The sequence below is a fragment of the Thalassolituus sp. UBA2590 genome (assembly GCF_002339775.1).
Taxonomy (GTDB): domain Bacteria; phylum Pseudomonadota; class Gammaproteobacteria; order Pseudomonadales; family Oceanobacteraceae; genus Thalassolituus.
Genome location: NZ_DDKU01000003.1, coordinates 27,076 through 27,553 on the forward strand (window position 1 = coordinate 27,076; position 478 = coordinate 27,553).

General features: G+C 41.4%; 1 protein-coding gene. It reads left to right on the top strand.

What is annotated here, in order from left to right; translation table 11 throughout:
- Window positions 1-104 precede the first annotated feature (104 nt).
- Window positions 105-478 (top strand): hypothetical protein (locus B2067_RS00240; RefSeq protein WP_301387113.1); only part of this gene is annotated, 374 nt, incomplete at its 3' end.

The following is a 478-nucleotide window of genomic DNA, read 5'->3' on the forward strand; positions in this document are numbered from 1 at the left end:
AGCGGCCGTTGAGGCCACTGAAAAGCGTGGCGGGACGCGCAAAAAGCGCGCGCCCCAAGGCCGAGCGTTAGATGCCCAAGTATCCCCAAACAAAGGAGTGTTGAATGGAAATTGAAATTAGTCATTGCAATAACATTGATAATGGTGTGATAAAGATTGAGGAAGGTGTACTGAATATAAAGTACGCAATCAATGGCACTGGTAAGAGTACGATATCGAAATCAATTCAAAAGTCAGTTTCATCGAAGTTAAATGGCACCAATGACCTTACAGAACTCAAACCATTTAAGGCATTCAATGATGACTCAATTATACCAACTGTAACTGGGTGCGAGGCAGTCAATAGCATCAAGGTGTTTGATGAATCTTATATAAATGAATTCGCTTTTCAACCGGACGAATTACTTAAAGGAAGTTTTGATATCCTCATCAGAGATGAGCAATATGATTCGGTTATGGCTGAGATTGAGGAGCTTGT